The organism is Burkholderia sp. Bp9143 (assembly GCF_003853645.1).
Taxonomy (GTDB): domain Bacteria; phylum Pseudomonadota; class Gammaproteobacteria; order Burkholderiales; family Burkholderiaceae; genus Burkholderia.
The window spans coordinates 159015-183434 of record NZ_QTPO01000009.1 but is presented as its reverse complement, the minus strand read 5'-3'; the positions used below and the strand labels follow the sequence as shown (position 1 = coordinate 183434).

Below are 24420 nucleotides of genomic sequence, written 5' to 3'. Positions count from 1 at the left end.
CCGGAAGGCCGGGTGCTGGGGCGCCCGGCCGCCCTTACCAGAAGCTGCGAATGCCTGCGACGCCGTACGCGCCGTGGCGGCGCGCGTCGTCGAGATGCGCGCGCGTCATGCCGCCGAGCGCATAGACGGGCATCGTGGCCTGCGCGGCCAACGCGGCGAATTGTGTCCAGCCGAGCGTCGGCGCGCCGGGATGGCTGAGCGTCGGCAACACGGGCGACAGCGTGACGAAATCCACGCCCGCGCGCGCGGCCAGCACGAGATCGTCGGCCGCATGGCAGGCGGCCGACACGCGGCGCGTGGCCGGCAGCGGCCGTTGCGCGACGGCGCGCAGCGCGGCGCCGTCGAGGTGCCAGCCCGCGCCGTCGAGTCGCATCACGCCGGCCGCGTCGATCGGCCCGTTGAGCATCAGTTGCGCGCCGGCCGCGTCGCAGCGCGCGAGCGCGTCGGCGGCCAGCCGCGCGAATGCGGTCGCGTCGAACGACTTCACGCGCAACTGGACGAGCGTTTCGCCACGCGCGAGCACGGCCGACAACCGGTCGAGAAACACGCGGCAATCGTTGGCCGACGTGGACGCCGGCTCCGGCGTGATCACGCAGCAGCGCGGCAGCGTCGGACTCATCGCGCGCGGCGCGCGGCGGCCGTCATTCGTCGGCCTCCTTCGCGATCTTCGGATAGACGCGCACCAGCACGATGCGCGGACCGTTCATCTTCTTCACGACGACGTCGAAGCGATCGAACGACACGCGCTGCCCTTCGGTCGGCAGATCGCTCAACGCCTGGATCACCAGGCCGCCGACCGATTCCGCACGCCCTTCGTCGATGTCGATGCCGAGCGCCTGCTCGAGCGACACGACGGGCAGGCTGCCCTTGCCCATCAGCGTGCCGTCGTCGAGGCGGCTCCAGTCCGCGTCGCCCTGACGGAACTCGTCGTGGATTTGGCCGACCAGCGCACCGAGCAGGTTGTCGAGCGTCAGGAAGCCGATCGGCTTCGCGCCCTTGTTGCCGACCAGCGCGAAGTGCGGCGCGCCCTTGCGGAAGCGGCGGAACAGCTCCAGCGCCGGCGTGTCGGGTTTCACGTACTGCACCGGGCGCACGTAGTCGGACAGGTCCTCGAGCGCCGCACCGGCGTGACGCGCGAGCAGCAGGTCCTTCAGGTGGATCAGCCCGCTCACCTGTTCGCGCGACGCATCCTCGAACAGTGGATAGCGGCTGAAGCGGTGCCGCGCGACGATTTCCATGTTGTCGGGCAGCGGCAGGTCGCGGCGCAGCCCGATCATTTCATGCGCCGGCCGCATCAGGTCCGACACCGTCATCGACGAGAAATCGAGCGAATGCGCGAGCGTGTTCCACTCGTCGTTGGTGTATGTGCCGCGCGCCGGCTGGGCCGCGTTGCCCGCGCTGCGACGGCTGCGCAGGATCAGCTTCAGTTCGTCGGTCGAGTAGTGCGCATCGCCGCCGTGGTCGGCCGACAGCCGCGCGAGCTTCAGTACCGCGTTCGCGCTGCTGTTGAGCACCCAGATCGCTGGATACATCGCCCAGTAGAACGCGTAGAGCGGGAGCGCGACCCACAGGCCCACCTTTTCCGACTGGCGGATCGCCATCGATTTCGGCGCCAGCTCGCCGACCACGATGTGCAGGAACGAGATCAGCGAGAACGCGAACACGAGCGAGATCAGGTGCACGATGCGTTCGGACTGCACGCCGATCAGGTCGAGCAGCGGGCCGATCAGCTCCGCGAACGCCGGCTCGCCGACCCAGCCGAGGCCGAGCGACGCGAGCGTGATGCCGAGCTGACACGCGGACAGATACGCGTCGAGCCGGCCGTGCACGATGGCGAGGATGCGCCCGCGCAGGCCGTGCTTGCGGGCAAGTGTCTTGACGCGCGTCGCGCGCAGTTTGACGAGGCCGAATTCGGCCGCGACGAAAAACCCGTTCAGGGCCACCAGGAACAACGCGCCGATGAGCGCGAAGATCTGTAACAAAGAATCGCTCCAGTCATGACAGGCCCGTCAGTATAGGGCCAGAAAGGAAAATGTAATGTGTCGGGCGGCCGATTGCTTACACCGGCGCCTCGCAAGGGACGGAGAGCGAGAGGGTGACGGCGGTGCCGTCGGCGAACGGCGTGTGCGTGAAGGTGCCGCCGTGCGCGAGTGCGACACGCTGGCACAGCGCGAGCGCCGACGCGACGCGCTTCGCGTCGCGCGGGCGCAGCATCTCGCGGCGCGCGAACGGTTCGAATGCATGCGGCAGCGCCGGATCGGCGAGGGCGTCGGCGTTCACGTCGCAGGTGACATGCGCGACGCACTGCGCGCCGTCGCGCGTGCATGCGAACGTCACGCGGCTGCCGGCGGCGCTGGCTTCGACTGCCGTCGTCAGCATCGTCCAGAGCGCCTGCGCGATGCGCTCGCGGTCGGCGGTCAGCGACGGCGCGCCGTCGGGCAGCGTCGCGTCGACGGCGACCTGCCGGGCGTCGGCGAGCGCGAAGCGCGCCAGCGCAAGCGTGTCGTCGAGCAGCGGGCGCAGCGCGAACGGCCGCGCGGAGATCGCGAGGGTGCGCGTTGCCGCGCGTGGCGCGTCGAGCACGTCGTCGATCAGCGTGACCTGCTGGTCGATCCCCGCGCGGATGCCCGCGAGCGCGCGTTGCAGGTTCGGGTCGGCGCTGGCGAGCTGGCGCTCGAGCACGTACGCCCAGCTGTGCATCGCGTTCAGCGGGCTGCGCAGGTCGTGCGACGCGGTGGACAGCGCCTGGTCGCGCAGGAACAGCGCGGCCTCGGCGGCATAGTGCGCTGCGCGTTCGCGCAGCAGGTCGGCGGCGGGATCGACGGGAGTGGACGTCACGGAGCTGGCCTGTCGGAAGCGGTTGGCGTGAAAATCACGCGAACCGCCATTATAGGGATCGTGCGTGTCACGCCGGCAGCGCGTCCTCGTCCTTTTTCCGGGTATCGCCGTTCGGCAGCAGCTGGCAGGCGAGCAGGCCGGCCAGCATCAGCGCGCAGCCGACCAGCGCGCGCAGCGTCAGCGTCTCGCCGAGCGCGGCCCAGCCGGCGATGGCCGCGAACACGCCTTCCATGCTGAAGATCACGGCCGCGTGCGCGGGCGCCGCATCGCGCTGTGCGACGACCTGCAGCGTATAGCCGACGCCGACCGACAGCAGCCCGCCGTACAGCAGCGTCGGCAGCGCGCTCTTCAGCATCGCGACGCTGACCGGCTCGATCGCGAGGCCGGCCGCGAGGCACAGCGCGCCGCACGTGACGAACTGCAGGAATGCGAGCACGAGCGGATCGTGCCGCTTCGCGAAATGGCCGACGGCCATCACGTGCGCAGCGATGATCACGGCGCCGGCGAGCTGGAACCAGTCGCCGTAGAGCACCGAGAAATGCTCGTCGATGCTGAGGAAGTACAGGCCGATCGCCGCGAGCAGCGCGCCGAACCACGTGCCGGCGCCGATCCGGTGGCGGACGAACACGCCCATCAGCGGCACGATCACGACGTACAGCGAGCTGATGAAGCCCGCGTTCGCGACCCGCGTGTACTGCAGGCCGAACTGCTGCAGCGAGATCGATACGGCGAGCAGTACGCCGAGCGCGAGGCCCGGCACCAGCAATGCCGGCTCACGGCGAATCGCCGCGAACTGCGCGCGCGACGCCGCGTTGAACGTCAGCAGCGGGATCAGCACCAGTGCGCCGAGCAGGAAGCGCAGCCCCGTAAACAGAAACGGCCCGATCACGTCGAGGCTCAGTCGTTGCGCGACGAATGCCGAACCCCAGATCGCGGCGGCGGCGAGCATCAGCAGGTTGGCACGGAGGTGCTTGCGGGCTTCGGACTTCATCGGAATTCTTCAGGAGATTGCGGACGGCGAAACCGCTTAGTTTACGCCGAGATTGCAATGCTGTCGGAAAACCTACGCAGTGCGGCCGCCGCGCGGGCGTCGCGCACGCGCGAATACAGCACGACCTGCGAGTGCGGCAGCGGTGGCAAGCCGAATTTCGCGCCGACGTCGACCAGCGTGCGCGGTGCGACGCGCCGGGCCAGCGGACAGACCGCGAGCCCGGCCGCGGCGGCGGCCGTGACTGCCGCGACGCCGCCGCCCGTAAAGCGCTCGCGCCACGGCCGCCCCGCATGCTCGAGCGCGCGCAGCGCGGCGGCCCGCACGCCGCACGGCCCGGCCAGCACCGCGAGCGGCAGCGGGTCGCCTGCTCGTGGCGCCCAGTCGGGCGAGGCGAGCCATGCGAGCGGTTCGGTAAACAGCAGCGTGCCGTCGTCGCGCGGCGGATCCTCGCCCGGTTCGTGCCGCACGATCGCCGCGTCGAGCCGCCGTTCGTCGTATTGCGCGAGCAGGTTCGCCGACATCCCCAGATGCATTTCCAGCGACAACCCGGGATCCTGCCGGTGCAGGCTCGTCAGCACGGCCGGCAGGTCGGGCACCGCGACGTGCTCGCTGACGCCGAGCGACAGGCGGTGCGTGCCGGCCGAAATCGCGCCGAGCGCCTGGTCGTGCGCGTCGAGCAGCGCGCGTGCGGCCGGCAGGAAGTTTTCGCCGTCCGCCGCCAGCTTGACGACACGCGGCGTGCGCGCGAGCAGCGGCTTGCCGAGGTGGGCTTCGAGCCGCTTCAGCTTCAGGCTGACGGCCGATTGCGTGGTGCCGAGTGCGTCGGCGGCGCGCGTGAAGCTCGCGAGATCGGCAACCAGCACGAATGCGCGCACCGCATCGAGGTCGAGAACTTTCATTTCTGATGTAAATGAATGAAATATCGATTGATGACTGTTAATTATAGTTATGCGCGCCTAACCTGACGTTGCGTTTCCGTTCTTCAACGTCATCGAAAGGAGCAGGACCATGCCGTTCACCCGTATTGCAGTGCGCGAAGGCAAACCGGCCGCCTACCGTGCGGCGCTCGTCGACGGCGTGCATCGCGCGCTGATGCAAACGTTCAACGTGCCCGAGGACGACATCTTCATGGTCGTGACCGAGCACTCGGCCGAGAACTTCTTCTTCGGCCGCCATTACCTCGACATCGAACGCAGCGACGATCTCGTGATGGTCCAGATCACGGCGAACAACACGCGCACGCTCGAGCAGAAGCAGGCGCTGTACCGGACCATCGCGGAGAACCTCGCGCGGCAGCCCGGCGTGCGGCCGCAGGACGTCTTCATCAGTCTCGTCGAAGTGCTGAAGGAGGACTGGTCGTTCGGCAACGGCATCGCGCAATACGTCGTTTGACGCGCGACGGGGCGACAGGGCCAGATCGTCGCCCACGCGTTTTTACGGCGTGTACTATGGAAGCTGCTTCACGGGCGACGCCGGCACGGAGGATGCGCCGGCGATTCTTCATGTGCAGGAGCCTCCATGTCGCGTGTGCTGGAAATCGTGTTGTGCCTGTCGCTGGAAGGTTGGCCGGTCAAGGCGGGAAGCCGGGCCCGTGGTGAGCAGCGCGACTTCGGCGCCGAACTCGTCCGCGCGTGGCGGATCTGTCCTCAGGTGCGGATGCGGCGCGGCCAGGAGCGCGTGACGATCGAGCCGTGCCAGGTCGAGGAGGCCGAGCCGAGCCCCGGCGAGTGCTGGTGGACGTGGATCGAGTCGAACGCGCAGGGGCGGCGTGTCGTCGCGTCGCGCACGAAGGTATTCGCGCCCGGTGTCGTGGCGCGCGAACTGTTCGATGCCGAACACGCAGGCATCGCCGTGGCCACGCCCACGACGGCGCCGATCGCCGATGCGGAATCGGCGGAGGCAACGGGCGAGGGCGATCGCGTGCCGGCCGACGCCGTTGACGAAGCGGCGGTCGCCGCGTCCACCGGACCGGCGCCGCTGCGGCTCGTCAGCGAGCGGCGGCGCGGGCGATGGGCGGACGACAGCGGCGTGGTGGTCGAGATGACGCTCGACGACGTCACGCTGCACGGCGGCGCCGAGCCCCCGTGCCGCCACGTCGAGCTGCGCCTCGCGGCGCCCGACTGGGAAACCGTCGCCTCACGCACGGCCGCGCTGCGCGCGCTGTTCGCCGCCGCGCGCGAGCTCAGCGGCGCATGGCCCGCGTTCGTGCAGTTGACCAGCGTGATCGATCGCGCGTGCACGGGCGAGCCCGCCGTCGCCGGCCCGGTCAAGGCGCAACTCGTCGACCTGACCGGCGTCCGCACGCAGCGGGCCGCGCTGTTCGCGCTGTCCGGCGACATCGCCGCGCAGTGGCTCGGCAACGAGGGCGGCGTGCTCGATCGCGACGATCCCGAATTCGTGCACCAGATGCGCGTCGCGCTGCGCCGGCTGCGCACGCTGATGCGCTTCTTTCCGCGCTTCGCGGACGAGCAATGGCAGAGCACCTTCGGCGTCGACTTGCGCTGGCTCGCCGCGCTGCTCGGCACGGTGCGCGACTGGGACGTATTCTCGACCGAAAGCTTGCCCGCGCTGATCTCGGCCGATGGCGGCAGCGCCGACTGGGACGGCACGCTCGACGCCGCGCGCGTCCAGGCGATGGCGGCGCGCGTCGAACTGCGCCAGGCACTGCATTCGGCGCGCTATGCGCGCCTGACGCTCGGCTGGCTCGAATGGCTGAGCGCGCTTGCGCTGCCGCCGGCCGCCGGCGACGACGAAACGCCGTCGCTGCGGCGTCACGCAACCAAGCGCGTGCGGCGGTTGTTCGGTCACCTGTATGCATCGCCGTCGCTCACGTCGCTCGATACGGCTGCCCGGCACCAGGTGCGGATCGATGCGAAGCGGCTGCGCTATGCGCTCGAATTCTTCGCGTCGCTGGCGTCGCGCCGCACCCGCAACGAAACGGTCAAGACGCTCGCGCGCGTGCAGAGCGTGCTCGGCGAGGCGAACGACACGATGGTCGCGCTGCATCATCTCGAGCAACTGGCGGCGCCCGCGTATCAGCTCGGCTTCGTGCGCGGCTACGGTGCCGCGCTCGAGCAACGCGCGGCGAGCGACGCCGAGGTGCTGCTCGCGAGCCTGCGCCCGCCGAGGCTCGACGGCAAGCCGCGCTGAGCGGCGCGCGCTCACTATAATGGCCCCCCGTTTCCTTCGGACAGACCGATGAGCGATGCGTCGCCTCCTTCCTCCTCCGCCGGGCCGCTCGAACTGGGCGGCGAACTGTGGCTGCGCGCGGGCCAGCAGACGCTCGGCGGTGCCACCCGCATCGCGCTGCTCGCGGCGATCGGCGACACCGGTTCGATCACGCGCGCGGCGAAGGCCGTCGGCCTCAGCTACAAGGCCGCGTGGGATGCGATCGATACGATGAACAACCTGGCCGGCGAGCCGCTCGTCACGCGCGCGACGGGCGGCAAGGGCGGTGGCGGCACCACGCTGACGCCGCGCGCCACGTCGCTGATCGCCGCGTTTCGCACGATCGAGCGCGAGCATCGCCGCTTCATCGACGCCGCGAGCGCGGCGGTGTCCGGCTTCGACGTCGACTGGGCACTGATCGGCCGGATCGGGATGAAGACGAGCGCGCGCAACCAGTTGTTCGGCAAGGTCGAGTCGATCGTGCGCGGCACGGTGAACGATGAGGTGACACTCGTGCTGCCCGGCGGGCAGGTGATCGTCGCGGTGCTGACGCACGAAAGCGCCGACGCGCTCGGCCTGCAGCCCGGCGCGGATGCGTGCGCGCTCGTGAAGGCGTCGTGGGTCGTGCTGGCGGTCGACGATGACGGCGGAGCCGAAGCGACTTTGAAGGTCTCCGCACGCAACCAGTTGCACGGGACGGTCGACACCGTCGTGGCGGGCGCCGTGAACAGCGAGGTGACGCTGGCGCTCGACGGTGGCGGGACGCTCACGGCTGTGGTCACGAACGACAGCGTCGGCGCGTTGCAACTCGACGCCGGCCGGCGTGCGATCGCGCTGTTCAAGGCATCGAGCGTGATTCTCGCGGTGACGGGCTGACCGCGCGCGGTGCCAGCGCGCGCCGTTTCTGTCGATGACCGTGGGCGGAGAGGCGAAACCGGCACCGCCCAACGTGCACGAGGCGCCGGCTTCGATCGTCATTTCAGCTTGTTCCAGCTTGTGCCGCCCGTACGGCTTCTCTCAGGCTCCAACATGGCCGCGAGGGCCACCGCCTTCGCGCGATCACGTGACGCGCGTCGGCCACTCGGCGTGCGACGTTGCGGCCTGCACGCGTCCTTCGTTCAGTTGCACGACCTGGTCGCCGAACGCGGCGACGTCGTCGGGGTCGTGCGAGATGAGCACCATCGGGATATCGAGCCGCGCCTGCAGTTCGGCGAGTTCGTGGCGCATGCGCTGGCGCATCGCGCCGTCGAGCGCCGCGAACGGCTCGTCGAGCAGCAGGATGTGCGGTCGCGCGACCAGCGCGCGGGCAAGCGCGACGCGCTGCTTCTGTCCGCCCGACAGCTGCGACGGGAATTGCCCGGCGAGCGTGTCGAGTTCGAACGCCTGCAGCCAGTACGCGACTTCGGGCGGCACAGACTTCGCACGCGGGTTGCGCAGGCCGGGCGTGAGCCCGAACGCGATGTTCTGGCGCACGTTCAGGTGCGGAAACAGCGCATAGTCCTGGAACAGGTACGCGACGCGGCGCGCCCGGGTCGGCACGTCGATGCCGCGCGCGGAATCGAATAGCGTTTCGCCGTTCAGCGTGATCGTGCCTTCGTCGGGCGACAGCAGGCCGGCGATGGCCAGCAGCGTCATGCTCTTGCCCGCGCCGGACGGCCCGAACAGCACGACGCGCTGCGTGTTGGCCGTGAACGACACGTCGAGCGTGAAGCGGCGTTCGGCGTTCGCGTAGGTCTTGCGGATATCGACGGCGACGCTCATGCGGGCCTCCGTCGTGCCGCGCCGCGCGTGCGGGAAACCGCCCGCGCGACGGGAAGGCGTTTTGCCGCGACCGGTGCGGCGCAGCGGTACGGATGCGGCCGGCGCGTCATGTCAGCTGGCTCCGCCCGGCGCGCGACGGCACGAGCCAGCCGGTCGCGAGCAGCACGAGCACACAGGTGATCGACGTCACCAGCACGAGGAAGTTGGCCGTGCTGTCGTCGCCCGCCTGCACCGCCGCATAGATCGCGACCGACAGCGTCTGCGTGCGGCCGGGCAGGTTGCCGGCGATCATCAGCGTCGCGCCGAATTCGCCGAGCGCGCGCGCGAAGGCAAGCAGCGCACCGGCCAGGATGCCGCGCGTGGCGAGCGGCAGCGTCACGCGGAAGAACACCGCGGCTTCGCCGAGCCCGAGCGTGCGTGCCGCGCGCTCGAGATGCGGATCGACGCTTTCGAACGCGGTGCGCGCCGATTTCAGGATCAGCGGGAACGCGACGACCATCGACGCGATCACCGCGCCCTGCCACGTGAAGACGAGTTCGATGCCGAGCGTGTCGAGCCACGCGCCGAACACGCCGCGCCGGCCGAGCAGCACGAGCAGGTAATAGCCGAGCACTGTCGGCGGCAGTACGAGCGGCAGCGTCAGCAGCGAATCGACCACGTCGCGCATCGGCGAGCGCCAGCGCGCGAGCGCGAAGGCGGCGGCGACGCCGAGCACGATGTCGAGCGCGGTCGCCCAGCCGGCAACCTTCAGCGACAACAGCAGCGGTACCCAGGCGTCCTGCATCATGCTGCGCTCACTTGCCCGCGGGCTTGAAGCCGAACGTCGCCAGCACCGCCTGGCCCTGCGGCGACGCGACGAAGTCGATGAACGATTGCGCCTGCACGGAATGGCGGCTGTCCTTGACCACGGCGATCGGATAGGTGATGGCCGTCTGCGTCGGCACGGTCAGCGCGACCTTCACGCGGCCCGGCATGATCGCCGCGTCGGTGCCGAACACGAAGCCCGCGTCGACTTCGCCGCGCGCGACGTAATCGAGGCTCTGGCGCACGTTGGCGGCCAGCACGCCCTTCGCGCTGACGGCGTCCCACACGCCTGCCGCACGCAGTGCGCCTTCGGTGTAGCGGCCGACCGGTACCGACGCCGGGTCGCCGTACGCGATGCGCTTCACGCCGGGCGCCGTCAGGTCGTTCAGCGATGTCGGCGCGGCCGCGTGGCTGTCCGCCGGCACGATCAGCACGAGCGAGTTCGCCGCGAAATCGCGGCGCGTGCCGGGCACGACGACCTTTTCACTCACAGCGCGATCCATCGCCTTCTGGTCGGCCGATGCGAACACGTCGGCCGGCGCGCCCTTGGCGATCTGCTGCATCAGCACGTCCGACGCGCCGAAGTTGAACAGCACCTTGGTGTCCGGATGCTGCTTCTGATACGCATCGCCGACTGCCTTGAACGCATTCGTCAGGCTCGCGGCCGCCGACACGACCAGCTCGTCGGCGGCGGAAGCCGGTGCGCTGAACGCGATGCCCGCGGCAAGCGCGGCGAGCGGCAGCAGGCAGAGCAGGGTGCGGCGGAGCGGGCGGACGGTCGAGCGCATGGTCGGGTCGTTTGAATGGTTGAAAGCTGTAATCGTAATATAGGGCGGGTTATAACGCTCGACATACCGTTCATGCGACGGCGCGCATGAAATCTTCAGACTTGAAAGGTGACGGGAATGACGTGAGCGCGGCCCGTCACGCGTGCAGCAACCTCGGCGGCGACCCGCCGGTGCGGTGCAGCGACGACGGCTGCGATGCCGGCCGGTAGTTCGGATTGGCTTTCCAGCGGGCGCGGACGAACGGCCGCTCGTGACCCGACAGCTCCAGCGCGACCTTGGTCACCCAGCGGTGCGACGGCACCGTGATGCCGTGCAGCGCGACGGTGACGAGCGCGAGGCTCACGACGACCGCCGGCACCGACCAGCGGTGCGGCACCGCGCGCCACGAGCCGGCGATGAACGCCAGTGCGGCGATCGCGCCGACGATGCAGCCGGTGATCGATTCCGACGGCGAATGTGCGTCGAGCGCGACGCGCGACACGCCGACCGCGATGCCGGCCGCGAGCCCGAGCGCGATGCCGGCGATCCGCACCGGCATGCGCGTGCGGACCAGCGCGAGGAAGATCGCGACGGGATAGACCGACGTCGACAGCATCGCGTGGCCGCTGAATCCCGTGAAGTCCCACGCGCGGATGCCGATGCCCCAGCCGAGGAACGCGATCTTCGTAAGCGCGACGACCCCGATCGCGGCCGCGAGCACCCCGAGCCACGCGGCCGCGCGCTGCCACGAGTAACCGAGGGCCAGCCACACGGCGATCGTGATCGCGAGCGGCAAGGTCAGGCCGGCGCCACCGAACGAGGTGATCGTGATCCACAGGTGAGAGGGCAGGTCGAACATCGGGAGGGGAACGAGCAGAGGCGGGACGAATGCTCAAATCAACGCGCGAGCCGGAAAGAACGACTACAACGGATACAAGCGGCCAAACCCCAGTATAGCGCCGCGTGTGCTCGAGGCCCGTTTTTTGCCCCGCGGGGAACTATCCGCGTGCAGGAAAAATCCCATAAACAATGTTATGGTGCATTGCACAAAGTCGAACGATGCACCCAATGTTATATCCCTATTTTTCCTGACTGCGAGCCTGATCGATGACCAAAAGTCTGACAAAGGTATGGCTGGGCGGCATGAAACGTGTGCTGTCTCCGGCCGCCAAACGTGCGACGCGCGACGCCCAGCGAATCGCGCGCGATACGCTCGAGGCTGCGGCGTCGAGTGCCGCTACCGATCTGTCCCCGCCGCGCGAGTCGCGCGTGCGGCCGCGCGCGGCTGCATGGGCGGGCGGCGAGTGGACGCGCGGCGAGCATCCAATGGCGCCCGCGCTCGGCCGCCTGGTCCAGCAGCTCGCCTACGGGTTGTACGTCCCGTCCGGCCGCAGGCGCGGCGCGATACCGCTCGTGGTGATGCTGCACGGCTGCCAGCAATCGGTCGACGAGTTCGCGCAGGGCACCCGGATGAACCTGCTGGCCGACAAGTACGGCTTCGCTGTGCTGTACCCCGAGCAGTCGCTGCGCGCCCATGCGCATGGCTGCTGGCACTGGTACGAAGACACCGATCGCGCGGGCCGCGGCGAGGCGGATACGGTCGCGTCGCTCGTCGATGCGCTCGTCGACGAGCACGGCTTCGACGCATCGCGCGTCTATGTCGCCGGGCTGTCGGCCGGCGCGGGCCTGGCGGCGCTGCTCGCGCTGCACCATCCGGACCGCTTCGCGGCGGTGGCGCTGCACTCGGGCCCCGCGCTCGGCGAGGCGAATTCCGGGATCAGCGCGATGGACGTGATGCGGCGCGGCCTGCGGCAGAACCCGGCCGCGGTGGTCGACACGCTGGTCGACGCCGGCGCGCATCCGGGCATGCCCGCGCTGATCGTGCAGGGCGACGGCGACCATGTCGTCGCGCCGAAGAATGCCGACCAGCTCACGGTGCAGTTCATGCGCCTGAACGGGCTCGCGGACAGCCGCGGCGCACTGCGCGGCGGCGAGCGTGTGGAGACGCGCGAGGCAGGCGTGCAGATCACCGACGTCCGTCGCGACGGCGAGTCGATCGTCCGGCTCTGTCACGTGAAAGGGCTCGCCCATGAATGGGCCGGCGGCGACGAAGCGGTGCCGTTTCATGCGGCGGTCGGCCCCGACGCAAGTGCGATGATCTGGTCCTTTTTCGAAGAGAATCGTCGCACTGTGGCGACCGAACGACGCACCGTCTGATCGACGCTAGCCAAAGCCTAGGGTTTTCCCTATAATTCGGGAAAACCCTAGTCAAAGAACCTTTGGATTGCGAGATCGAACATGTACCTGCTGAGCCACCTCTTCCTGATGCTGACCAAGAACGCTGAAAAGGCCGCGAAAGAGCGCGCCGACGCGTACCTGTCCGAAGCAACCGACATCTACGATCTCGAATTCCGCATGCGCAAGATCGATCGCGAAGCGGCGATGAACCGTCCGTTCTCGTTCGGCTCGCGTTAAGCAGCGCAGCGCGGGCCGGCGCGTCAGCCGGTCCGGCGAATCACGCAAAAGGGCGTGTGCGGCAAGCAGCCGCACACGCCCTTTTTGCATTCGGCGCCGTGCGGGCGCGGCGCGTCGCGTCAAACGACCGTCAGGCGCACCGGCACGTTGTTGCGGGTCGCGTTCGAGTACGGGCACACGTGGTGTGCCTTGTCGACCAGCGCCTGTCCGTCGGCCTTGTCGAGTCCCGGCAGCGATACGCGCAGTTCGATATCGAGCCCGAAGCCGCCTGCGTCGTTCGGGCCGATGCCCACTTCCGCGGTCACCTGCGTGTCGGCCGGCAGCGCCTGCTTGTTCTGGCCGGCGACGAATTTCATCGCGCTGAGGAAACAGGCCGAGTAACCTGCGGCGAACAGCTGCTCCGGGTTCGTACCTTCCGCGCCCGTGCCGCCGAGCTCACGCGGCGCGGCCAGCTTCACTTCCAGCCTGTTGTCGGCGGATACCGCGCGGCCATCGCGGCCGCCCGTGCTCGTGGCGCTGGTCTTGTACAGAATGTTCATGGTGCAGCTCCTGTCGGAAGAATGGGAGGAAGCGGTCCGGTCGGACGGGTTGTCGCCGGCCACGAAGAAAATATAGAACACAAATGATTTGTGTGCAAATGAAATTTTGAAGAAAAAGCCCGGCAGTGCCGGGCCTGTTTGCGATCGCGGGTTCGTCAGCCTTCGTTGGCGGCCGACAGCGCGTTGCGCAACTGCTGGAGATCCGCGCGCAACCTGACCAGGAACTCGGGCGTTTGCTGCATCGCGCAAAAGAGATCGGCGGGTACCGAGCGCGCCTTGTCCTTCAGCGCGCGGCCTTCCGCCGTCACGCGCACGTTCACGACGCGCTCGTCGGTCGCGCTGCGCGCGCGTTCGACGTAGCCGAGCGCCTCGAGCCGCTTCAGCAACGGCGTGACGGTGGCCGGGTCGAGGTCGAGGCGGGCGGCGATGTCCTTCACCGCGATGTCGTCGCGCTCCCACAGCACGAGCATCGCCAGATATTGGGGATAGGTCAGCGACAGCTTGTCGAGCAGCGGCTTGTACGCCTTCGTCATCGCATGCGAAGTCGAGTAGAGCGCGAAGCACAATTGCTCGTCGAGCGTCTGGGGAAGCGGGGGCAGGCGGTCCATGATTCGGGCGGCGCGGCGGACGCGCTAACGATTTGCACGCAAATTATTTTGCGCGCAAAAGATTCGATTGAACAGGGGCGGGGCGCGGAGGATCGGGCGCCGGGCTGGCGGGGAAGGGGATGGCCGGCCGGCGGCGTGCGCCGGCCGAGTCGGCGTCAGCGGCCGGACGTGGGCGTCGCGGCGCCCGGTTCCTGCACGCCGAAGCAGCCGCGATAAGTCGCGTAGAACGAGCAGTACATCATCGTGACGATGATGATCGTCACCGGCATCATGATCGTCAGCACATAGGCGCCGGCGCCAAGCGCCTGCAGCAGCAGCGACAGGCCGAACGACGTGCCGATCGCGACGCCGAACCACAGCAGCCCGTACACGACGAATGCGCCGCGATTGCGCCAGCAGCTGACGATGCTGAAGAACAGCGCCTTGGCGGGCGGGATGTCGTGCCACGCGGTGAGCACCGGCGCGAACCAGAACAGCATCGAGACCGGTGCATAGAGCAGCGTCGCCAGCAGCAGCGCGCCGAGCGTGCCCTGCGCGGCGAGCGTTTCCGGCGTCGGGCTCGCGTCGTTCGTCGCGCCCAGCATCATCTGGAGCAGCCCGCCGCCGTCCACGAGCGACGACGCGGCGAACACCAGCACCATCAGTGCGACATAGACCACGCCGAGCACGAGCAGCCGCTGCGTCGTCGCGGAGCCGTACGAGCGGAAGCCGTCGATGAGGATCGTCGGCATCACCGGCTTGCCGGCTACCGTGTCGCGGCACGCGGCCATGAAGCCGACGGCGATGCCGGGGATGAACAGCAGCGGCAGCGCCGCGCCGATCACCGGCACCATCGACACCAGCGTGATCGCCAGCAGGTACGTGAAAAACAGCGTGATGAACGCGAGCGGGTTCCGGCGGAACAGCCAGATGCCTTGACGGAACCAGACATAGCCCGCTTTCGCGGGTACTTCGATCAGTTGCATGCGGTATGGGTCTCGGGAAGCGCGGGCGTGTGGGCGATACGTTCACGCAGGATGCGTTCGAAATGACCGGGGTCGTGCGGTTTGAGCATTTCGGCGGCGCGCGGCAGGTAGAAGTCGTACAGGCGCGACACCCAGAAGCGGTACGCGCCCGCGCGCAGCATGTCGCTCCAGTGGCGGCGCTCCTCGGCCGTGAACGGCCGGACCGTCTGGTACGCGCGCACCAGCGCGTCCGCGCGCGCGACGTCGAGCACGCCCGTCGCGAGGTCGACGCACCAGTCGTTGACGGTCACCGCGACGTCGAACAGCCATTTGTCGCAGCCCGCGAAATAGAAATCGAAGAAGCCGCCGAGCCGTACGTCATGACCGGTGCCGGGCGCCGCGTGCGCGAACAGCACGTTGTCGCGGAACAGGTCGCAGTGGCACGGGCCGCTCGGCAGCGCCGCGTAGTCGTCGGACGCGAAGAACGCGGCTTGATGCGCGAGTTCGTCCTCGAGCAGCGTGCGCTGCGCGTCGGAAATGAACGGGACGATCGCCGGCACGTTCTCCTGCCACCATGGCAGGCTGCGCAGGTTCGGCTGGTGGCGTGCATAGTCGCGCCCCGCGAGATGCAGGCGCGCTAGCATCTGTCCGACCTCGATGCAGTGTTCGACCCCCGGCGCGAGTTCGGCGGCGCCGTCGAGCTTCGTGACGATCGCCGCCGGCTTGCCGTGCAGTTCGCCGAACAGCGCGCCGTCGTCGCGCGGGATCGGATCCGGCACCGGCACGCCGTGGCTCGCCAGATGGCGCATCAGGTCCAGGTAGAACGGCAGCTGTTCCGCCGTCAGCTTTTCGAAGATCGTCAGGACGTACTCGCCGCGCGTCGTCGTCAGGAAGAAGTTGCTGTTCTCGATGCCGGACGGAATGCCGCGGAACGCCAGCACGTCGCCCAGTTCGTAGTGGCGCATCCATTGCGCGAGATCGGAGTCGGAAACAGCGGTGAAAACGGCCATGCGGGATGCGTCTGGTCAGTTGTCGGCACGCGCTTGGCGTGCAGCGCGACAGGGGTGAAGGGGGAGCCGGCGCGCCGCGTCGGGAACGACGCGGCGTGGCGGGAAATCAGTAGCGCAGGTTGACCGACGGCAGGCGCGTGATCGGGACGCCCGCGTCGTGCGGTTTCGGCGACGTGTCGAGCGTCGAGCTCATCTGGTAGCGCGTGCCGAAGTTCGACTTCACGTCGATTTCGACCGGCTTGCCGCGATCGCGATATTCGGTGACCTCGGTGCCGTTCTTGCTCTTTTCATGGAAGCTCGGCGTGCGGCGGATGTTGGCGAAGTCGACTTTCGACGTGACTTCGGCGCCCGGCCGGTTGATCTTGCGGAGATCGGGCAGGCCGGCGGCTTCGTTGGCCTCGGCCCGGGCCTGCGCGTCGGCGTCGGGCGTGCCGCCGGCGGCGTGAGCGGCGCCGGCAGCGGCAAACGTGCCAGCAAACACGGCGGCAGCGGCGACGAGAATGAGCGGCTTCATGATGAGTCTCCAGTGAACCTTCCGATTTTAGCAAATACTGCGCGCGGCCCGGCCCTCGCGTGCAAGCGGCGTGCAAGCGGGTGGCCATGAGCGTGACCGGGTTCCGTGGTAATGTCGTTCGATCAGACGAGGTGATGAAAATGAAGAACGACTTGAGCCGCCGGCATCGGGTGCTGACACCCGAGAGCCCGCCCGTCGAGGCATTCGACGATTCCGTTGCCGCGGTCGCGCGGCTGTCGGCCATCTACGACATCAATACGGGCTTCCTGCGCGATGCCTTCGCGCGTTATCGCCGCCACGAACCGATCACCGAGCACGTGCGTGCGTGCTACCCGTTCGTGCGGATTCGTACCGACGTCAACACGCACGTCGATTCGCGCCGTTCGTACGGTTTCGTCGCGGGCCCCGGCGTGTTCGAGACGACGGTCACGCGTCCCGACCTGTTCGCGAACTACTATCGCGAGCAACTGCGCCTGCTGTCGAAGAACCACCATGTGAAGATCGAGATCGGCGTCTCGTCGCAGCCGATTCCGGTCCACTTCGCGTTTCCCGAAGGCATCCACCTTGAAGGCGAGCTCGACCGCGACCGCCTGCTCGCGATGCGCGACATCTTCGACACCCCCGACCTGTCGTACCTCGACGATCGCATCGTCAACGGCACGTTCGAGCCGGCGCCCGGCGAGCCGCATCCGCTCGCGCTGTTTACCGCCGCGCGGGTCGACTTCTCGCTGCACCGGCTGCGTCACTACACGGCGACGTCGCCCACGCACTTCCAGAACTACGTGCTCTACACGAACTATCAGTTCTATATCGACGAATTCGTGAAGCTCGGCCGCACGCTGATGACGGAAAGCACCGATCCCGCCGTGCGCGAGTACCGCAGCCAGTACAGCGCGTTCGTCGAGCCGGGCGACGTCATCACGTACAACGCGAACCTCGGCAGCGAGCCGGCCGAAGGCGCCGCGCCGCCGCGGCTGCCGCAGATGCCCGCGTATCACCTGAAGCGCGCGGACGGCAGCGGGATCACGATGGTCAACATCGGTGTTGGTCCGTCGAACGCGAAGACGATCACCGATCACATCGCGGTGCTGCGTCCGCATGCGTGGGTGATGCTCGGTCACTGCGCGGGCTTGCGCAACACGCAGCGCCTCGGCGACTACGTACTCGCGCACGGTTACGTGCGCGAGGATCACGTGCTGGATGCGGACCTGCCGCTGTGGGTGCCGATCCCGGCGCTCGCCGAAGTGCAGCTCGCGCTCGAGCGCGGCGTGGCCGAAGTCACCCGGCTCGAAGGCGCCGAACTGAAGCGTGTGATGCGCACGGGCACGGTCGCGAGCGTCGACAACCGCAACTGGGAACTGCGCGATCACCGCGAGCCCGTGCAGCGGCTGTCGCAAAGCCGCGCGATTGCGCTCGACATGGAAAGCGCGACGATCGCCGCGAACGGGTTCCGTTTCCGCGTGCCGTACGGCACGTTGCTGTGCGTATCGGACAAGCCGCTGCACGGCGAGCTGAAGCTGCCGGGCATGGCCGACACGTTCTATCGCGGGCAGGTCGACCAGCATCTGCAGATCGGCGTGAAGGCGATGGAGATCCTGCGCACGAACGGGCTCGACAAGCTGCATAGTCGGAAACTGCGGAGCTTTGCGGAAGTCGCGTTCCAGTAACGCGACAGCGCAGCCGCACGCCCAACGACAAAGGCCGCACGCGAACCTTCGTTCGCGTGCGGCCTTTTTCTTTACATGTCAGTGCGCGGGCCGATCGGCTGGTCGTTCAGATGCTCAGCACTCACCCTTCTTCGCGTGTCCCGGCGGGCAGTGATAGCCGCCGCGGCCTTCGTGCCCACGATAGCGCTGGTGGTCTTCCCACTCGCGGCGTTCCCAGTAACGGCGCCCGTCCCAGTAGCGGTCTCCGTGCCAGCCGACGATCACTGCGGGTGCCGGCGCAACGACGACGGGCGCAGGCGCGACGACGACCGGCGCGGGCGTGCCGATGTTGACGTCGACGTTGACGGCGTGGGCGAGACCGGACAGCGAAAGACCGAGGCCGGTGAAGGCGAGGGCGATCAGCGAGCGTTTCATGTTGTTTTCCGTGGTGTCGTTGTCAAAATGCCGGCGCGACGCGATGGACGCGAGGGGGATCGTTCCACCGGGGGGACGCCGCGCCGACGAGATGCAGTGTGCTGGCGAACCGCGAAAAATGCGAGGCGCATTTGTAACGGTGGATTGGCGCCCGGCAGATGTAGCGGGCGCGTGGCGGGCGGCGCAATTTGACAATGGCTGGCCACACGCGCGGAACGTGGCGCCCGCATTGCGCGGCACAGGCCACCCGGATTTGACATTCGCGGCGCGCGGCCGCGCAGCGCGATTAATGCGGCGTTACAAAATGTCGCGCGGCAGGTGGCGGAATCGCCATGCCTGCCGCGCGGGAAGCGGGATGCCGGCCGAGAGGCCGGCCATCGACACCGATCGAATTACAGATAGAACATGCGGTCTTCTTCGGGCCGCGGCGGCTGGCCGTCGCCGTCCGGGCCTTCTTCCTCGCCGCTGTCCTCGTAGAACGCGAGCACGGCGTCGAGCACCTGGTCGGGATCGTCGATCACCTGCATCAGGTCCATGTCTTCCGGATTGATGAGGCCGTTCGGGATCAACTGGTCGCGGAACCATTGCAGCAGCCCCTGCCAGAACGTGCTGCCGACGAGAATGATCGGCACGAGGCGCGACTTCTTTGTCTGGATCAGCGTGAGCACTTCGGACAGTTCGTCGAGCGTGCCGAAGCCGCCCGGCATCACGATCACCGCGTCGGAGTTCTTCACGAACGTGACCTTGCGCGTGAAGAAGTGGCGGAAGCGCAGCGAGATGTCCTGATAGTGGTTGCCAGCCTGCTCATGCGGCAACTCGATGTTCAGGCCGACCGACGGCGCCTTGCCGGCGTGCGCACCCTTGTTCGCGGCTTCCATGATGCCGGGGCCGCCGCCGGAGATCACGGCGAAGCCGGCGTCGGACAGCTTGCGTGCGATCTGCACCGCGAGCTTGTAGTGCGGCGTATCGGGCTTGAGACGGGCAGAACCGTAGATGCTGACGGCCGGGCGGATCTCCGACAGGTACTCGGTCGCCTCGATAAACTCTGCCATAATCGTGAACATCTGCCACGATGCGCGCGCCTTCTTGGCCGTCGCGCGTTCTTGATCTGCGAGCGAACGCAGACTCGGAATCACTTTTCTCTTGTTCATAATGCCTGAAGAACGAAATCTGGAAGGTAAGACCCTGCTATTGGTTGACGGTTCGAGCTATCTGTATCGGGCTTACCATGCGATGCCTGATTTGCGTGGCCCTGGCGGGGAGCCGACCGGAGCGCTCTACGGAATCATCAACATGCTGCGCCGTATGCGCAAGGAAGTCAGTGCAGAGTATAGCGCTTGCGTGTTCGATGCAAAGGGCAAGACGTTCCGCGACGACCTTTATGCCGACTATAAGGCAAACCGCCCGTCCATGCCGCCCGATCTTGCACTGCAGGTCGAGCCGATTCACGGCGCGGTGCGTGCGCTCGGCTGGCCGCTGCTGATGGTCGAGGGCGTCGAGGCCGACGACGTGATCGGTACGCTCGCGCGCGAAGCCGAGCAGCACGGCATGAACGTGATCGTGTCGACCGGCGACAAGGACCTCGCGCAGCTCGTCACCGCTCACGTCACGCTCGTCAACACGATGACGAACGAGACGCTCGACCGCGACGGCGTGATCGCGAAATTCGGCGTGCCGCCGGAACGGATCATCGACTACCTCGCGCTGATCGGCGACACCGTCGACAACGTGCCGGGCGTGGAGAAGTGCGGACCGAAGACGGCCGTGAAGTGGCTGTCGCAATACGACAGCCTCGACGGCGTGATCGAACACGCAGGCGAGATCAAGGGGGTGGTCGGCGACAACCTGCGCCGCGCGCTCGACTTCCTGCCGCTCGGCCGCAAGCTCGTGACCGTCGATACCGCTTGCGATCTCGCACCGCATCTCGAATCGATCGAAGCGTCGCTGAAGAGCGACGGCGAAGCACGCGACCTGCTGCGCGATATCTTCGCGCGCTACGGCTTCAAGACGTGGCTGCGCGAAGTCGACAGCGCGCCCGCCGAAAACGGCGGCGCCGATGCGCCGGAAGGCGAGCCGGCACAAGTGGTCGCGGCGGACATCGTCCGCGAATACGACACGATCCAGACCTGGGAACAGTTCGACGCATGGTTCGCGAAGATCGATGCGGCCGCGCTGACCGCGTTCGACACTGAAACCACGTCGCTCGATCCGATGATCGCGCGGCTCGTCGGCCTGTCGTTCTCGGTCGAGCCGGGCAAGGCCGCGTATCTTCCGGTCGCGCATCGCGGCCCCGACCTGCCCGAGCAGTTGCCGATCGACGACGTGCTCGCGCGCCTGAAGCCGTGGCTCGAATCGGCCGATCGCAAGAAGGTGGGGCAGCACCTGAAGTACGATGCGCAGGTGCTCGCGAACTACGACATCGCGCTGAACGGCATCGAGCACGACACGCTGCTCGAATCGTACGTGCTCGAATCGCACCGCACGCACGACATGGACAGCCTCGCGCTGCGTCATCTGGGCGTCAAGACGATCAAGTACGAAGACGTGGCCGGCAAGGGCGCCAAGCAGATCGGCTTCGACGAAGTGGCGCTCGAGCAGGCTGCCGCGTATGCGGCCGAAGATGCGGACATCACGCTGCAGCTTCATCAGGTGCTGTATCCGCAGGTCGCGCGCGAGCCGGGCCTCGAGCGCGTGTACCGCGAGATCGAGATGCCGGTGTCGCTCGTGCTGCGCAAGATGGAGCGCACCGGCGTGCTGATCGACGACGCACGCCTGCAGGCGCAAAGCAGCGAGATCGCGACGCGGCTCATCGAGCTCGAGGGCCAAGCGTACGAACTGGCGGGCGGCGAGTTCAATCTCGGCTCGCCGAAGCAGATCGGGCAGATCTTCTTCGAGAAGCTGCAGTTGCCCGTCGTGAAGAAGACGCCGAGCGGCGCACCGTCGACCGACGAAGAAGTGTTGCAGAAGCTGGCCGAGGATTACCCGCTGCCGAAGCTGTTGCTCGAGCATCGCGGGCTGTCGAAGCTGAAGTCGACCTATACCGACAAACTGCCGCGCATGGTGAATCCCGCAACGGGCCGCGTGCACACGAACTATGCGCAGGCGGTCGCGGTCACGGGCCGTCTCGCGTCGAACGATCCCAATCTTCAGAACATTCCGGTGCGCACGGCCGAAGGCCGGCGGATCCGCGAGGCGTTCATCGCATCGCCGGGTCACCGCATCGTCTCGGCCGACTATTCGCAGATCGAACTGCGGATCATGGCGCACATTTCCGGCGACGCGTCGCTGCTGCGCGCGTTCTCGCAGGGCGAGGACATCCACCGTGCAACCGCCGCCGAAGTGTTCGGCGTGACGCCGCTGGAGGTCAACTCCGACCAGCGCCGGATTGCGAAGGTGATCAACTTCGGGCTCATCTACGGGATGAGCGCGTTCGGCCTCGCGTCGAACCTCGGCATCACGCGCGATGCGGCGAAGCTGTATATCGACCGTTATTTCGCGCGCTACCCGGGCGTTGCGCAGTACATGGAAGACACGCGCGCGGTGGCGAAGGAGAAGGGCTACGTTGAAACCGTTTTCGGCCGCCGCCTGTGGCTGCCGGAGATCAACGGCGGCAACGGCCCGCGCCGTCAGGCCGCTGAACGCGCGGCCATCAATGCACCGATGCAGGGCACGGCGGCCGACCTGATCAAGCTGTCGATGATCGCGGTGGACGACTGGCTCACGCGCGACCGGCTCGCGTCGCGGATGATCATGCAGGTTCACGATGAACTGGTGCTCGAGGTGCCCGACGACGAACTGTCGCTCGTGCGCGAGAAACTGCCGGAAATGATGTGCGGTGTGGCGAAGCTGAAGGTGCCGCTGGTCGCTGAAGTGGGCGCCGGCGCGAACTGGGAAGAGGCACACTGACGCACCCCCGCTCGATTCCCGTTTCCTGCGGCATATTGTTGCAGGGATGCTGAATATCGAGATGGTTTGCTTGTGGTCAACGCGCAAGCTCCCGGACAATGCAAGTCAGTCAGGTCATTGTCGCGGGGGCAGCGTGCCCCGCGTTCCAGGATCGGACGCATCGAAGTGTTTCGAACTGCACATCGATGATGTCCGAACCGGTTAATCCAGCGGACGGCGCGAACGCATCGCGTCTGAATCGTCCGGCGGCAGAAGTTTCGAATCGCAAAGGGGGAATCGGATGCATCGGATCATCATCGTAGGCGGCGGCGCGGGCGGCCTGGAACTGGCGACGCGGCTCGGCGACCGTTACGGCGCGCGCGGCAATCGTCCCGCACGTGCGCTTGTCACGCTCGTCGACCGCAATCCGACCCACATCTGGAAGCCATTGCTGCACGAGGTCGCGGCCGGCAGCATGGACCCGTTCACGCAGGAACTCGAATACGCCGCGCAGGCGCGCTGGCATGGCTTCGAGTTTCAGCAGGGCGAACTGACCGCGCTCGACCGCGCGGCGAAGCGCATCACACTGTCGCCCGTCAACGACAGCGACGGCGCGGAACTGCTGCCGGCGCGCGACCTGGAATACGACACGCTCGTGATCGCGATCGGCAGCACGACGCACTTCTTCGGCGTGCAGGGCGCGGCCGAAAACGCGATCGCGCTCGATACGGTCGGCGAGGCCGAGCGCTTCCGCAAGCGCTTGATCGCCGCGTGCATGCGTGCCGAGCACCAGGCGCCGGCGCAGCCCGCGCCGGGGGCGACGGCCGAGCCGCGCATCCAGGTCGTGATCGTCGGCGGTGGCGCGACGGGCGTCGAGTTGTCCGCCGAGCTGCGCAACACCGCGCAGGTGCTGTCCGTCTATGGGTTGCACAAGCTCGACCCGCAGCACGACGTCGGCATCGTGCTGATCGAATCGGGGCCGCGGATTCTGCCTGCGCTGCAGGAGCGCGTCTCGACCGCAACGGCCGAGCTGCTCGAAAAGCTCGGCGTACGACTGATGCTCGCCGAGCGCGTGACCGAGGTCGCGCCGGGTGTCGTGCATACCGCGAGCGGCAAGACGGTGCGTGCGGATCTCACGGTGTGGGCGGCCGGCATCAAGGCGCCGTCCGTGCTGTCGAATCTCGACGGCCTGCAGGTCAACAAGCTCGGCCAGCTCGACGTGCGCCGCACGCTGCAGACCTTCACCGACGACAACGTATTCGCGCTCGGCGATTGCGCGGCCTGCGTATGGCCCGGCAACGAGCGCAACGTACCTCCGCGCGCGCAGGCGGCGCACCAGCAGGCGAGCTTCCTGCTGAAGGCGATCGGCTGCCGGCTCGACGGGCGCCCGCTGCCCGAGTTCACGTATCGCGATTTCGGTTCGCTCGTGTCGCTTGGCCACTTCAGCGCGGTCGGCAACCTGATGGGCGGGCTGATCGGCGGCAACATGCTGATCGAAGGGCTGTTCGCGCGCTTCATGTACATGTCGCTGTACCGGCTGCACGTCGCGGCGCTGCACGGCTATCCGCGCATGATGCTCGATACGGTCGCGCATTGGCTGCGCCGCACGACGCTGCCGCGCGTCAAGCTGCACTGACCGCACGTTCGTGCATTGAACGGGCAGGGAACCCGCATCGGACGGGTTCCCTGCCCGTTGTCGTTTCGGATGCCGTTCGACCGCGGATTGGCCCACCGGGCCTGTTTATTGCGCGTCGTTCCGTGTCAATCCGCAAGCCTTCGATCGCGCGGTGGCGCTCGCCGCGTGCAGGCCGCGGATGGACTTGCCGGGCCGGTCCGCGTCATCGATACCGTTACGGATGCCACTGGATTACATCGTCGTAATCGAGTCTTACACTTCCGACAGTTGACGCGACAACGGATTATTGGGCATCTTGTGCGGGTTTCCGCTTGCGGCGGGGTGCCAACCGCCGCGACATCCGCGCCGTCCGCCAGTGTGATGCCACGTCAGGTCGAATCTGTGGTCGTGACGGCGGCG

24 protein-coding genes are annotated in these 24420 nt (G+C 67.7%); 8 read left to right on the top strand and 16 right to left on the bottom strand.

Annotated elements, in window-relative coordinates; all coding sequences use genetic code 11:
* Positions 1 to 34 precede the first annotated feature (34 nt).
* The 5 genes from DIE23_RS09355 to DIE23_RS09335 form a co-directional block, all read right to left on the bottom strand.
* Complete coding sequence (locus tag DIE23_RS09355; RefSeq protein WP_124611850.1) at positions 35 to 619, bottom strand: thiamine phosphate synthase; 585 nt, start codon at positions 617 to 619, stop codon at positions 35 to 37.
* A 22-nt stretch (positions 620 to 641) separates the two neighbouring features.
* A complete protein-coding gene (locus DIE23_RS09350; RefSeq protein WP_124611849.1) occupies positions 642 to 1982 on the bottom strand; it encodes a hemolysin family protein in 1341 nt (446 codons plus the stop codon).
* A 76-nt stretch (positions 1983 to 2058) separates the two neighbouring features.
* Complete coding sequence (locus DIE23_RS09345; protein ID WP_124611848.1) at positions 2059 to 2838, bottom strand: sensor histidine kinase KdpD; 780 nt, start codon at positions 2836 to 2838, stop codon at positions 2059 to 2061.
* Positions 2839 to 2905: 67 nt separating this feature from the next.
* Positions 2906 to 3829 carry a DMT family transporter gene (locus DIE23_RS09340; protein WP_124611847.1) on the bottom strand — a complete coding sequence of 308 codons (924 nt, stop codon included), beginning with the start codon at positions 3827 to 3829 and terminating at the stop codon, positions 2906 to 2908.
* A gap of 41 nt (positions 3830 to 3870) precedes the next feature.
* Complete coding sequence (locus tag DIE23_RS09335; protein WP_124611846.1) at positions 3871 to 4728, bottom strand: LysR family transcriptional regulator; 858 nt, start codon at positions 4726 to 4728, stop codon at positions 3871 to 3873.
* Positions 4729 to 4837: 109 nt separating this feature from the next.
* On the opposite strand from DIE23_RS09335, the gene DIE23_RS09330 reads away from it, so the two are divergent.
* The 3 genes from DIE23_RS09330 (at position 4838) to DIE23_RS09320 (ending at position 7873) form a co-directional block, all read left to right on the top strand.
* The gene (locus tag DIE23_RS09330) at positions 4838 to 5221 is read left to right on the top strand and encodes a tautomerase family protein (protein WP_044845252.1); all 384 of its coding nucleotides are present in this window, start codon (positions 4838 to 4840) and stop codon (positions 5219 to 5221) included.
* Positions 5222 to 5347: 126 nt separating this feature from the next.
* Positions 5348 to 6979, top strand: a complete 1632-nt coding sequence (locus DIE23_RS09325) for a CHAD domain-containing protein (RefSeq protein ID WP_124611845.1) — start codon at positions 5348 to 5350, stop codon at positions 6977 to 6979.
* Between the two features lie 48 nt (positions 6980 to 7027).
* Positions 7028 to 7873: a TOBE domain-containing protein gene (locus DIE23_RS09320; protein WP_124611844.1), complete on the top strand. Its 846-nt coding sequence runs from the start codon at positions 7028 to 7030 to the stop codon at positions 7871 to 7873.
* A 183-nt stretch (positions 7874 to 8056) separates the two neighbouring features.
* On the opposite strand, the gene DIE23_RS09315 is transcribed toward DIE23_RS09320, so the two are convergent.
* The 4 genes from DIE23_RS09315 to DIE23_RS09300 all read right to left on the bottom strand — a co-directional run bounded on the left by DIE23_RS09315 (position 8057) and on the right by DIE23_RS09300 (position 11188).
* On the bottom strand, positions 8057 to 8758 hold the full coding sequence (locus DIE23_RS09315; protein ID WP_124611843.1) for an ATP-binding cassette domain-containing protein: 702 nt from the start codon (positions 8756 to 8758) through the stop codon (positions 8057 to 8059).
* Between the two features lie 106 nt (positions 8759 to 8864).
* On the bottom strand, positions 8865 to 9542 hold the full coding sequence (modB, locus tag DIE23_RS09310) for a molybdate ABC transporter permease subunit (protein ID WP_124611865.1): 678 nt from the start codon (positions 9540 to 9542) through the stop codon (positions 8865 to 8867).
* Between the two features lie 10 nt (positions 9543 to 9552).
* Positions 9553 to 10350 (bottom strand): molybdate ABC transporter substrate-binding protein, encoded by a 798-nt coding sequence (modA, locus tag DIE23_RS09305; RefSeq protein WP_124611842.1) that lies wholly within the window; start codon positions 10348 to 10350, stop codon positions 9553 to 9555.
* 136 nt (positions 10351 to 10486) lie between these two features.
* Complete coding sequence (locus tag DIE23_RS09300; RefSeq protein WP_124611841.1) at positions 10487 to 11188, bottom strand: phosphatase PAP2 family protein; 702 nt, start codon at positions 11186 to 11188, stop codon at positions 10487 to 10489.
* A gap of 248 nt (positions 11189 to 11436) precedes the next feature.
* Between DIE23_RS09300 and DIE23_RS09295 the strand changes: the two genes are divergently transcribed.
* Together DIE23_RS09295 and DIE23_RS09290 are read left to right on the top strand one after the other, a co-directional pair.
* The gene (locus tag DIE23_RS09295) at positions 11437 to 12546 is read left to right on the top strand and encodes a PHB depolymerase family esterase (protein WP_124611840.1); all 1110 of its coding nucleotides are present in this window, start codon (positions 11437 to 11439) and stop codon (positions 12544 to 12546) included.
* Between the two features lie 81 nt (positions 12547 to 12627).
* Positions 12628 to 12804 carry a DUF3563 family protein gene (locus tag DIE23_RS09290; RefSeq protein WP_006753395.1) on the top strand — a complete coding sequence of 59 codons (177 nt, stop codon included), beginning with the start codon at positions 12628 to 12630 and terminating at the stop codon, positions 12802 to 12804.
* Positions 12805 to 12923: 119 nt separating this feature from the next.
* Here DIE23_RS09290 and DIE23_RS09285 read toward each other — a convergent pair whose 3' ends face one another.
* From DIE23_RS09285 to DIE23_RS09265, 5 genes are all read right to left on the bottom strand, one after another.
* Positions 12924 to 13343 (bottom strand): organic hydroperoxide resistance protein, encoded by a 420-nt coding sequence (locus DIE23_RS09285; protein WP_124611839.1) that lies wholly within the window; start codon positions 13341 to 13343, stop codon positions 12924 to 12926.
* A 155-nt stretch (positions 13344 to 13498) separates the two neighbouring features.
* A complete protein-coding gene (locus DIE23_RS09280) occupies positions 13499 to 13951 on the bottom strand; it encodes a MarR family winged helix-turn-helix transcriptional regulator (protein ID WP_124611838.1) in 453 nt (150 codons plus the stop codon).
* Between the two features lie 155 nt (positions 13952 to 14106).
* Positions 14107 to 14916 (bottom strand): BPSS1780 family membrane protein, encoded by an 810-nt coding sequence (locus DIE23_RS09275; RefSeq protein ID WP_124611837.1) that lies wholly within the window; start codon positions 14914 to 14916, stop codon positions 14107 to 14109.
* Positions 14907 to 15905 (bottom strand): homoserine kinase, encoded by a 999-nt coding sequence (locus DIE23_RS09270; RefSeq protein ID WP_124611836.1) that lies wholly within the window; start codon positions 15903 to 15905, stop codon positions 14907 to 14909. Before DIE23_RS09270 ends, DIE23_RS09275 begins: the two co-directional genes overlap by 10 nt.
* Before the next feature lie 106 nt (positions 15906 to 16011).
* Positions 16012 to 16419, bottom strand: coding sequence for a hypothetical protein (locus tag DIE23_RS09265; protein WP_124611835.1), 408 nt, complete (start codon positions 16417 to 16419; stop codon positions 16012 to 16014).
* A gap of 140 nt (positions 16420 to 16559) precedes the next feature.
* On the opposite strand from DIE23_RS09265, the gene DIE23_RS09260 reads away from it, so the two are divergent.
* Positions 16560 to 18086 (top strand): AMP nucleosidase, encoded by a 1527-nt coding sequence (locus DIE23_RS09260; protein WP_124611834.1) that lies wholly within the window; start codon positions 16560 to 16562, stop codon positions 18084 to 18086.
* A 114-nt stretch (positions 18087 to 18200) separates the two neighbouring features.
* Here DIE23_RS09260 and DIE23_RS09255 read toward each other — a convergent pair whose 3' ends face one another.
* Both DIE23_RS09255 and DIE23_RS09250 read right to left on the bottom strand, forming a co-directional pair.
* The gene (locus tag DIE23_RS09255; RefSeq protein ID WP_124611833.1) at positions 18201 to 18500 is read right to left on the bottom strand and encodes a hypothetical protein; all 300 of its coding nucleotides are present in this window, start codon (positions 18498 to 18500) and stop codon (positions 18201 to 18203) included.
* 392 nt (positions 18501 to 18892) lie between these two features.
* Positions 18893 to 19651, bottom strand: coding sequence for a TIGR00730 family Rossman fold protein (locus DIE23_RS09250; RefSeq protein ID WP_124611832.1), 759 nt, complete (start codon positions 19649 to 19651; stop codon positions 18893 to 18895).
* A 1-nt stretch (position 19652) separates the two neighbouring features.
* On the opposite strand from DIE23_RS09250, the gene polA reads away from it, so the two are divergent.
* Both polA and DIE23_RS09240 read left to right on the top strand, forming a co-directional pair.
* Positions 19653 to 22406: a DNA polymerase I gene (gene polA / locus DIE23_RS09245; RefSeq protein ID WP_124611831.1), complete on the top strand. Its 2754-nt coding sequence runs from the start codon at positions 19653 to 19655 to the stop codon at positions 22404 to 22406.
* 280 nt (positions 22407 to 22686) lie between these two features.
* Positions 22687 to 24021 (top strand): NAD(P)/FAD-dependent oxidoreductase, encoded by a 1335-nt coding sequence (locus DIE23_RS09240; protein ID WP_124611830.1) that lies wholly within the window; start codon positions 22687 to 22689, stop codon positions 24019 to 24021.
* The last annotated feature ends 399 nt before the right edge of the window (positions 24022 to 24420 follow it).

Bases quoted from the DNA above. Each gene is read 5' to 3' on its own strand.
- DIE23_RS09355 (WP_124611850.1), bottom strand. From the start codon at position 619: ATGAGTCCGACGCTGCCGCGCTGCTGCGTGATCACGCCGGAGCCGGCG.
- DIE23_RS09340 (WP_124611847.1), bottom strand. From the start codon at position 3,829: ATGAAGTCCGAAGCCCGCAAGCACCTCCGTGCCAACCTGCTGATGCTC.
- DIE23_RS09335 (WP_124611846.1), bottom strand. From the start codon at position 4,728: ATGAAAGTTCTCGACCTCGATGCGGTGCGCGCATTCGTGCTGGTTGCC.
- DIE23_RS09330 (WP_044845252.1), top strand. From the start codon at position 4,838: ATGCCGTTCACCCGTATTGCAGTGCGCGAAGGCAAACCGGCCGCCTAC.
- DIE23_RS09325 (WP_124611845.1), top strand. From the start codon at position 5,348: ATGTCGCGTGTGCTGGAAATCGTGTTGTGCCTGTCGCTGGAAGGTTGG.
- DIE23_RS09320 (WP_124611844.1), top strand. From the start codon at position 7,028: ATGAGCGATGCGTCGCCTCCTTCCTCCTCCGCCGGGCCGCTCGAACTG.
- DIE23_RS09315 (WP_124611843.1), bottom strand. From the start codon at position 8,758: ATGAGCGTCGCCGTCGATATCCGCAAGACCTACGCGAACGCCGAACGC.
- modB (WP_124611865.1), bottom strand. From the start codon at position 9,542: ATGCAGGACGCCTGGGTACCGCTGCTGTTGTCGCTGAAGGTTGCCGGC.
- modA (WP_124611842.1), bottom strand. From the start codon at position 10,350: ATGCGCTCGACCGTCCGCCCGCTCCGCCGCACCCTGCTCTGCCTGCTG.
- DIE23_RS09300 (WP_124611841.1), bottom strand. From the start codon at position 11,188: ATGTTCGACCTGCCCTCTCACCTGTGGATCACGATCACCTCGTTCGGT.
- DIE23_RS09295 (WP_124611840.1), top strand. From the start codon at position 11,437: ATGACCAAAAGTCTGACAAAGGTATGGCTGGGCGGCATGAAACGTGTG.
- DIE23_RS09290 (WP_006753395.1), top strand. From the start codon at position 12,628: ATGTACCTGCTGAGCCACCTCTTCCTGATGCTGACCAAGAACGCTGAA.
- DIE23_RS09285 (WP_124611839.1), bottom strand. From the start codon at position 13,343: ATGAACATTCTGTACAAGACCAGCGCCACGAGCACGGGCGGCCGCGAT.
- DIE23_RS09280 (WP_124611838.1), bottom strand. From the start codon at position 13,951: ATGGACCGCCTGCCCCCGCTTCCCCAGACGCTCGACGAGCAATTGTGC.
- DIE23_RS09275 (WP_124611837.1), bottom strand. From the start codon at position 14,916: ATGCAACTGATCGAAGTACCCGCGAAAGCGGGCTATGTCTGGTTCCGT.
- DIE23_RS09270 (WP_124611836.1), bottom strand. From the start codon at position 15,905: ATGGCCGTTTTCACCGCTGTTTCCGACTCCGATCTCGCGCAATGGATG.
- DIE23_RS09265 (WP_124611835.1), bottom strand. From the start codon at position 16,419: ATGAAGCCGCTCATTCTCGTCGCCGCTGCCGCCGTGTTTGCTGGCACG.
- DIE23_RS09260 (WP_124611834.1), top strand. From the start codon at position 16,560: ATGAAGAACGACTTGAGCCGCCGGCATCGGGTGCTGACACCCGAGAGC.
- DIE23_RS09255 (WP_124611833.1), bottom strand. From the start codon at position 18,500: ATGAAACGCTCGCTGATCGCCCTCGCCTTCACCGGCCTCGGTCTTTCG.
- DIE23_RS09250 (WP_124611832.1), bottom strand. From the start codon at position 19,651: ATGAACAAGAGAAAAGTGATTCCGAGTCTGCGTTCGCTCGCAGATCAA.
- polA (WP_124611831.1), top strand. From the start codon at position 19,653: ATGCCTGAAGAACGAAATCTGGAAGGTAAGACCCTGCTATTGGTTGAC.
- DIE23_RS09240 (WP_124611830.1), top strand. From the start codon at position 22,687: ATGCATCGGATCATCATCGTAGGCGGCGGCGCGGGCGGCCTGGAACTG.